General features: G+C 72.8%; 1 protein-coding gene. It reads right to left on the minus strand.

Going from position 1 to position 5,077, the window contains the following annotated elements; genetic code table 11:
- Positions 1 to 5,077: SDR family NAD(P)-dependent oxidoreductase (locus tag ACN6LM_RS37430; RefSeq protein ID WP_445069889.1), on the minus strand; the 5,077-nt coding region annotated here is incomplete at both ends.

Consider the following 5,077-nt stretch of genomic DNA (forward strand, 5'->3'; position numbering starts at 1 on the left):
CACACCCTCGGCCAGCGCCGAAAGCCCGCTCACCAACGCCTCACGGTCGCCCCCGACCACCACAGCACGGTGCTCCAACGACGCACGCGACGTCACCAGGGAGAACGCCACGTCCTCGGGGCTGACATCGCCCACCTCACGAACGTGCGCAAGCAGCGCCGCCGCCTGGGTGCGCAACGCCTCCGCACTACGGCCCGACACCACCCACGGCACCACCGGCAACCCGACGGCCGAAACCTCCACGGGCTTCTCGGCAGCAGGCGCCTCTTCGAGGATCACATGCGCATTCGTCCCACTCAGACCGAACGACGACACACCCGCCCTACGCGGACGACCCTCCACAACCGGCCACGCCCGCTCCCGCGTCAGCAGCTCCACCGCACCCGCCGACCAGTCCACCTCCGGCGACGGCTCATCCACATGCAACGTCGCAGGAAGCACACCCTCCCGCAACGCCATCACCATCTTGATCACACCGCTGACGCCGGCAGCCGCCTGTGCGTGGCCGATGTTCGACTTGATGGAGCCGAGCAGCAGGGGCAGGCCGGCCGGCCTGTCCTGGCCGTACGTCGCCAGCAACGCCTGCGCTTCGATCGGGTCACCCAACCGTGTACCGGTGCCGTGGCCCTCGACGGCGTCGACGTCCGAAGTGGTGAGGCCCGCGGCGGTCAGCGCCTGGTGGATCACCCGCTGCTGCGAGGGGCCGTTCGGGGCGGTGAGCCCGTTGGACGCGCCGTCCTGGTTGATCGCACTGCCGCGTACGACGGCCAGAACGGGGTGTCCGTTGCGGCGCGCGTCCGACAGCCTCTCGACGAGGAGCAGACCGATGCCCTCGGACCAGCCCGTGCCGTCGGCCGCTCCCGCGAACGCCTTGCACCGGCCGTCCGCGGCGAGACCGCGCTGCTGGCTGAAGTCGACGAAGATCTCGGGGGTCGGCATGACGGTGACACCGCCGGCCAGCGCCATGGTGACCTCGCCCTGGCGCAGCGCCTGGCACGCCATGTGCAGCGCCACGAGGGACGACGAGCACGCCGTGTCCACGGTGACGGCGGGGCCTTCGAGACCGAGGGTGTAGGCCACCCGTCCCGAGGCGATGCTGCCCGCGCTGCCGTTCCCGAGGTAGCCGGTCAGGTCCTCGGGGACCTCACCCGGCCTGCTGCCGTACTCGTGGTACATCAGGCCGGTGTACACACCGGTCCTGGTGCCGCGCATGGTGTCGGGGGCGATGCCGGCGCGCTCGAACGCCTCCCAGGCCCCCTGGAGCAGCAGCCGCTGCTGCGGGTCCATGGCCAGTGCCTCGCGCGGCATGATGCCGAAGAACTCGGGGTCGAACTCCGCCGCGTCGTGGAGGAATCCTCCGTCCCGCACGTAGGTCTTGCCCACGCGGCCCGGCTCCGGGTCGAAGAGCGCCTCGACGTCCCATCCGCGGTCGTCCGGGAAGCCACCGATCACGTCGCGGCCCTCGGCGACGAGCCGCCACAGGTCCTCGGGTGAACGGACACCGCCCGGGAAGCGGCAACTGATGCCGATGATGGCGATGGGGTCGTCCGCACCGCCCGGTGCCTGTGCCGGCGTCGCGGCCACAGGGACGGGCGCGGTTCCCGTGTCCGCGAAACGGCCGGCGAGGTGCGCGGCGATCGCGCGTGAGGTCGGAAAGTCGAAGACGAGGGTCGCGGGCAGCCGCTGACCGGTGGCCTGGGTCAGGGCGTTGCGCAGTTCGACGGCCGCCAGGGAGTCGAAGCCGAGCTCGCGGAAGGCGCGGTCGGGCTGCACCTCGTCGGCACCGCCGTGGCCGAGTACCGAGGCCGCCTGTCCGCGCACGAGGTCGAGCAGCGCGCGCTCCCGGTCGGCACCGGACAGAGCCTGCATCCGCTGCTCGAACTCCGAGCCGCCGAGCGCCGTGCCGGCGGCCTCCACGACACGCCGGGCAGGGCCGCGGACGAAGCCGCGCAGGGCCGCGGGGACCTCGTCGGCGCGGGCGCGCAGCGCGGCCGGATCGGTGTCGAGCGGCACGAGCACCGGCCGGCCGCCCATGGCCAGGGCGTCGTCGAAGAGCTCCAGGCCGCGGGCCGGGGCGAGCGCGGGCAGGCCGAGCCGCCGCATGCGGGCGAGATCCGTCTCGTCGAGCGGACCGCCGAGTCCGGTGTCCGCCGCCCACATGCCGAAGGCGAGTGCGTGTGCGGGGAGCCCGGCGGCGGCACGGTGCTGGGCGAGGGCGTCGAGGAACACGTTGGCCGCCGCGTAGTTGGCCTGTCCCGCGGCCAACACCAGCCCGCCGGCGGAGGAGAACAGCACGAAGGCCGTCAGGTCCGTCTCGCGGGTCAGCTCGTGCAGGTGCCAGGCGGTGTCCGCCTTCGGCCGCAGAACGGTGTCGAACCTCTCCGGTGTCAGGGTGCCGACCAGGCCGCTGTCGGCGACCGCCGCCGCGTGCACCACTCCCTTGAGGGGGTGCGCGGCGGGGATCGCGGCGAGCAGCCCGGCCAGGGCGTCGCGGTCGGCGACGTCGCACGCGGAGATGGTGACGTCCGCGCCTGCCTCGGTGAGCTCGGCGCGCAGTTCGGCTGCGCCGGGCGCCCCGTCACCGCGCCTGCTGGCGAGCAGCAGGTGCCGCACCCCGTGTTCGGTGACCAGGTGCCGGGCGACCATGGCGCCCAGGCCGCTGGTGCCGCCGGTGATGAGGACGGTGCCGTCGGGGTCCCAGTGCACGGCGCCCTCGGAGGCGGCACCGGTGGCAGGTGCGAGACGGGGCAGCAGCACCTCGCCGTCACGCAGGGCGAGTTCACGCTCGCCGGAGCGGGCCGCCGTGTCGAGCAGGGCGGTGGAGGCGTCCGTGCCGTCGGTGTCGATCAGTACGAAGCGGCCGGGGTTCTCCTCCTGGGCCGCCCGGACCAGACCCCATACGGGGGCCTGGGCCAGGTCGACGGCGTCCTGCGGGCGGGGGGCCACGGCGTTCGTCGTGACGACGACCATCGTGGAACCGGTGGCGCGGGGATCGGCCAGCCAGGACTGGACGGCCTCCAGGGCCTCCTCGGCCACTTCCCGGACTCCGGAAAGCACGTCGGCATGCCGCGCGGTGCTGAGGCGGGCGAGGACGAACGGCGGGAAGGGGCCGTCGTTGCCCCGGACATCGGGCAGGGCAGGGAGCCGCTCGCCCGCCGTCCCCGTCTCGAAGGCGGGAGCGGTGCGCCAGTCGAGCCGCAGCAGGGAGGCGTTGTGGCCGCCCCTGGCCGCGTCGAGCTGCTCGGCGGAGACGGGGCGCGCCACCAACGACTCGACGGTCGCCACCGGCCGGCCCTGCTGGTCGGCCACCCACATGGCGGAGACCTCGTCCCCGCGCAGCCTGCGGATGTGGACCCTCAGGTCGGCCGCGCCCGAGGCGTGGAGCGTTATCCCGTTCCACACGAACGGCAACAGCGTGGCGGCGTCATCGCTGTCGGCCTCGCTGAGGAGGTCCGCGTGCATGGCCGCGTCGAGCAGCGCCGGGTGCAGACCGAAGCGGGCTGCCTCCGAGCGGGCGGGCTCGGGAAGGGTGACCTCGGCGAACACGTCGTCGCCCTGCCGCCACATGCGGCGCAGCCCTTGGAAGGCGGGGCCGTAGCCGTAACCGCGCTCGGTCAGCACGTCGTACGCGTGCTCGGCCGGGATCTCCTCGGCGCCGGGCGGCGGCCACTGCGCGAGGTCGAACGTGGCCTGCGCCGTCCGGGGTACGACCAGGCCGGCGGCGTGCCGGGTCCACTGCTGTTCGTGGTCGTGCTCGGCGCGGGAGTAGATGTGCACCGTCCGGGCGCCGTCCGTCCGGGGCGCGCCGACGACCACCCGCAGGGCGACCGCCCCGCGCTCGGCCAGGATCAGCGGCGCTTCCAGCGTCAGTTCGTCGAGCGTCGGGCACCCGACCTCGTCACCGGCACGCACGGCGAGTTCGACGAAACCCGTGCCCGGCAGAAGGATCCCGCCGAGCACCCGGTGGTCGGCGATCCACCGCTGTCCCTCAGCCGAGATACGGCCGGTCAGCACGACGGAACCGGTGTCGGGCGACGCCACCGCCGCGCTCAGCATGGGGTGCTCGACGGCGTCCTGGCCGACGGCTCCCACATGGCCGAGGCCCGTGGCGACGCCGTCCAGCCAGTACCTCCGGTGCTGGAAGGCGTAGGTGGGCAGGTCGGTGGTACGGGCGGAGGTGCCCGCGAAGTACGCCCGCCAGTCCACGTCCGCCCCTCGGGCGTACAGCCGCCCGATGCCCGTGAGCAGCTCCACGACCTCGTCACGGTCACGACGCTGCACCGCTACGAACGCGACCTCATCGACATCACCGTCACCGTCGCCGTCCGGGGTGACGCACTCGGCCCCCATCGGCACGAGCGCGGCATCCGGACCCAACTCCACGAACGTCGTCACACCACGACCCGCCAACGTCCCCACCGCGTCCGCGAACCGCACCGGCCGGCGCACCTGATCGACCCAGTACTCGGCCGTCGACCACTCCCCTTCCACCGCGAGACCGGTGACCGTGGAAACCGCCGCCACCCGCGCCTGCCCGTAGGTCACGGACTCGGCGACCGCACGGAACTCCTCCAGCATCGGCTCCATCAACGCCGAGTGGAACGCATGCGACACCGCCAGCCGCTTCGTCTTGCACCCCCGACCGGCCAACTCCTCCGCCACCCTGACGACTTCGGCCTCAACGCCGGAGATCACGACGGACGACGGCCCGTTGACCGCGGCGATACCCACACCGTCGGACAGCAGCGGCAGCACGTCCGCCTCAGCGGCCTGCACCGCCACCATCGCACCACCCTCGGGCAACGCCTGCATCAACCGCCCACGCGCCGCCACCAACGTCGCCGCATCCTCCAGCGACAACACACCTGCCACATGCGCCGCCGCCAGCTCACCGATCGAGTGCCCCGCCACAACATCCGGACGGACACCCCACGACTCCACCAGCCGGAACAACGCCACCTCAACAGCGAACAAACCAGCCTGCGCATACATCGTCCGGTTCAACGCCGCAGGGTCCTCGCCCCACACCACCTCACGAACCGACACACCCAACCGCTCGTCCAACACCTTCACGACC

The sequence above is a fragment of the Streptomyces sp. SAS_281 genome (assembly GCF_052542855.1).